5 protein-coding genes are annotated in these 3,901 nt (G+C 66.8%); 1 reads left to right on the forward strand and 4 read right to left on the reverse strand.

Annotation, left to right across the window (positions count from 1 at the left end; translation table 11 throughout):
* Nucleotides 1–436: PadR family transcriptional regulator (locus tag NP3_RS16790; RefSeq protein WP_063042378.1), on the forward strand; the 436-nt coding region annotated here is incomplete at its 5' end.
* Between the two features lies 1 nt (nucleotide 437).
* Here NP3_RS16790 and NP3_RS16795 read toward each other — a convergent pair.
* The 4 genes from NP3_RS16795 to dprE2 all read right to left on the reverse strand — a co-directional run bounded on the left by NP3_RS16795 (nucleotide 438) and on the right by dprE2 (nucleotide 3,847).
* Nucleotides 438–1,181 (reverse strand): cobalt-precorrin-6A reductase, encoded by a 744-nt coding sequence (locus NP3_RS16795; RefSeq protein WP_063042386.1) that lies wholly within the window; start codon nucleotides 1,179–1,181, stop codon nucleotides 438–440.
* Entirely contained in the window at nucleotides 1,178–1,759 is a 582-nt protein-coding gene (locus tag NP3_RS16800) for a DUF8020 domain-containing protein (RefSeq protein WP_063042380.1), read from the reverse strand. Before NP3_RS16800 ends, NP3_RS16795 begins: the two co-directional genes overlap by 4 nt.
* 94 nt (nucleotides 1,760–1,853) lie before the next feature.
* Entirely contained in the window at nucleotides 1,854–3,113 is a 1,260-nt protein-coding gene (gene cbiE, locus NP3_RS16805) for a precorrin-6y C5,15-methyltransferase (decarboxylating) subunit CbiE (protein ID WP_084508646.1), read from the reverse strand.
* A complete protein-coding gene (dprE2, locus tag NP3_RS16810) occupies nucleotides 3,092–3,847 on the reverse strand; it encodes a decaprenylphospho-beta-D-erythro-pentofuranosid-2-ulose 2-reductase (protein WP_063042384.1) in 756 nt (251 codons plus the stop codon). The genes cbiE and dprE2 overlap by 22 nt, the downstream gene beginning before the upstream one ends.
* Nucleotides 3,848–3,901 lie beyond the last annotated feature (54 nt).

Below are 3,901 nucleotides of genomic sequence, written 5' to 3' on the forward strand. Positions count from 1 at the left end.
GGTGACCGAGGCCCAGGACCGCATCGGCGATTTCTGGACCATTACCCAAAGCCAGGTCTACCGCGAACTGGCCACCATGGACGCGGCCGGACTCGTCGAAAAAGGTGAGATCGGGGCGCGCGAACGCACGCCGTATCAGATCACCGACGCCGGTCGCGAAGCATTCCTCGAATGGATCGCCCGTGACCCCGGCGCGGAGACCATTCGGGTGCCGCTGCTACTGACCCTGTCCTTCGGCAAGCACGTCGATCCCGATCATCTCGATCGAATCATCGCCGCCAACAAGGAAATTCACCGGCAGCGCCTCGACCGTTACCTCACCGACGACCACACCGATCTGTCCGCGTATCAACGCGCCACCCTCGAATTCGGCATCGGCTACGAGCGCACCGTACTCGCCTGGTTCGACCGCCTACCAGAACTGCTCGGCCGCTGAATCAGCGGGATGCTATCTCCCGCAACCACTTCCACGCCGCATCGACGGATTCCACGACCACCACGCCGGGCGGCAGCTCGGGGCGGTCCACGACGACCACGGGAAGGCCCACCGAGCGAGCGGCGTCCAGTTTGGCAGCGGTCTGATCGCCGCCACTGTCCTTGGTGACCAGCGCGTCGATCCGATGTTGCGTCAGCAGACGCTGCTCATCCGCGGGCGAGAAAGGCCCACGCGCGAGCAGCAGTTCGTGATGCGGCGGCAGCGCGCTGGTGGGCGGATCGATGGCACGGATCAAGAACCACTGCTCCGCCAGGCCCGCGAAGGCGGCGACACCTTGGCGACCGATGGTCAGGAAGATGCGCTCCCCCAGCTCCGAAATCGCCTGCGCGGCCGCGTCGAGATCCGGCACCCGGATCCACCGATCACCGGGCTGTTCGGACCATCCCGGCCGCCGCACATGCAGTAGCGGCAAACCGAGATCCGTTGCGGCACCGGCCGCATTCGCACTGATCGTGCCCGCGAACGGATGTGTGGCATCGACGACGGCAGCGATTTCGTTGTCCGTCAACCACTTCCGTAGACCTTCGACACCGCCGAAGCCGCCGATCCGCACCGCCCCCTGCGGCAGCAGCGGGTCGCGAACACGACCGGCGAGCGAGGAGACGATATCGAATCCTCGCTCGCCGGAAGCGATGTGGGCGATTTCCCTGGCTTCCCTGGTGCCGCCCAGAATCAGAGTTTTCAGGGCTGCCCGCTGAAGTAGGCGATGCCCGCATTGATCAGGTTCGGACCACCCGCGATGAGCAGACCGATCAACGCACCCACCGGCAGACCGATGCCGAAGAAGAAGAATCCGACGATGCCGCCGATCACGGCACCGAGCGAGGCGCGCTGCAGTTCGCTGAAGAACCACTCCTGCGAGGAGATGGCCTCGGCGCTGATCGCGGCGGTCGGCTCGACCTTCGGAGTCAGCGTAAGCTGCTGGCCCGCGGGGTCGATGGTGGCCGCGATCGGGATCAGCTGGTCCCGGACCTGGGCCTGCAGCGGAATCGAGGTGACGACCGCACCCTCGGCGTTCTTCACCGTGACGTACTTCTGATCGGCGTCCAGACTGAACGCGCCGCCGGTGACCGCCGCGACGATCGACTTGTCGACGAGTTGCACCGCGTAGTTCACACCGTGGTCCTCGCCTTGCGCGGAGGGCACGGCCTGGTTCTGCACGGCAGGCGCGGGCGCCGCCGGAGCCGCACCGGACGTGCCCGCCGCGATACCGGTGGCGGCGACGGCCATAATCGCGGTGGCGGCAAACTTCTTGTACTTCATAAATCTCCCCAATAGGACGCGGATCCGGCGATAACGTCCGGATCTCGGGCACCGACCCTACAGTCCGTTTCACCGGTGAAGCGAGGTTTCAGACCTAGCCGTCTTTCACAACTGCCCACTGGGCCACCGGCAATTGTGGCCGCCAGGTAGTGAACTTACCGAGGGCTTCGGCCCGGTAGATCTGAAACTTCCGCAGTTCACCGCCGTGCGCGGCGGCCCAATTCAGTAGCAGTGCTTCGGATTCCGCCGTCACCGCATTCGCGACCAAGCGGCCGCCTTGGCGTAGATGCGACCAGCATGTCTCGAGGACGCCATCCTGAGTGAGCCCGCCACCGATAAATATTGCGTCTGGGGGTGATGATTCGGTAGATTTTCCGACATCGGTGCGTATCTCTCCAAAAACACCGATGTATGGAACACCAAGGGCGGCGGCGTTGTCGGCGATCTGCCGCCGCCGGTGTTCGAGTCGCTCGAAGCTCACCGCCCGACAGCTCGGATGCGTGCGGCACCATTCGATCGCGATACTGCCTGAACCCCCGCCGACATCCCACAGCAACTCCCCGGGCGCGGGTGCCAGCGCGGCCAGTGTTAGTGCCCTGACCTCGGATTTGGTGAGCTGACCGTCACCGCCGAAGAGCTCATCCGGCAGTCCGGGCACACGCGTCGCCCGCAGGTGCTTCGGGTCGGCGACGCAGTCGATCGCGACGACATTGAGCGGGTCGCCCGCCGCGAACTCCCACCCCACCGCGCGATCGCGGACGACCCGTTCGCGCGGGCCGCCCAACTGCTCGAGGACGGTCAACATCGACTCCCCGAAACCGTTGTCCCGCAATAGTCCCGCGAGTTGTTCCGGTGTGTGCGCGTCCGCGCTCAGCACCAGCACCCGCCGCCGGTCCGCCAACTCGGGCAACACCGTCTCGACCGGCCGCCCCACCGCGCTGACCACCGGAGTTTCCGCCAACGCCCACCCCAGCCGGGCACACGCCAGCGATGCCGATGATGCCTGCGGAAATACCCGCATGTGCTCCGCGCCGAACAGCCGTGCCAACGTCACCCCGATGCCGTAGAACATCGGATCCCCACTGGCCAGCACGCATATCTGCCGACCGATGTGGTCGGCGAACAAACCGGGCAGTGCCGGGACCAACGGCGAAGGCCACGCCCGCCGTGCCACCGCGACGTCCCGCGGAATCAGGTCGAGTTGCCGCGCCGATCCGAAGACCACTTCGGCGGCCGAGACCGCTTCGCGCGCGGCCTCGCCGAGACCGCTCCACCCGTCGGCACCGATACCGACGACAGCGATCGGCGGCCCACTCCAGTGCGCGCCGCCGTTCACCGCGGCATCCGGCGCCAGATGGGTTGGGGCAGTAAGCGGATCCCGAAGATGACCGGACGCAGAATGCCGGGGACCCACACCCGACCGGCACGACGACGCAGGCCACGCACGACCGCATCCGCCACCTGGTCGGGAGTGCTGGACATCGGTGCCGGGTCCATGCCCCCGGTCATCCGGCCGATGACGAACCCGCAACGCAGCAGCAGCAGGTGAACACCGCTGCCGTGCAACGCATCCGCGAGACCGCTGGCGAAGCCGTCGAGACCCGCCTTCGCCGAACCGTAGACGTAATTGGCTCGCCGCACCCGCGCCCCCGCGAACGAGCTGAAGACGACGAGATGCCCGCTGCCCTGCGCCCGAAGCATATTCGCGAGGACGGTGAGCACGCTGATCTGCGCGACGTAATCAGTGTGCACGACCGCGATAGCATGTGCCGGATCCCGTTCGGCCCGCGCCTGATCCCCGAGCACTCCGAATGCGACCACCGCGACCCCGATCCCCCCGTGCTCGGCCGCGATCTTCTCCAGCAGCGCGGGATGACTCGCCGTATCGTCCGCATCGAATTCGACGGTATGCACTGCCGTCGACCCGGCTGCCGCAATAGCCGCACTCTCCTGCGTCAACTCCGCGCTGCGTCGCGCCGCGAGTATCACCACACGCCCGGGCGCCAGCCGTCGCGCCACCTCGAGCCCGATCTCACTGCGGCCCCCGAGTACCAGCACCGGCCCGTCGGCAATTCCACGCGATCCCATGCCGCCAGTCTTTCACCCCACCCCGCTGCGCCGATCCGCCAGGTCAGACGATCT

The sequence above is a fragment of the Nocardia pseudovaccinii NBRC 100343 genome, from assembly GCF_001613225.1.
Classification (GTDB): domain Bacteria; phylum Actinomycetota; class Actinomycetes; order Mycobacteriales; family Mycobacteriaceae; genus Nocardia; species Nocardia pseudovaccinii.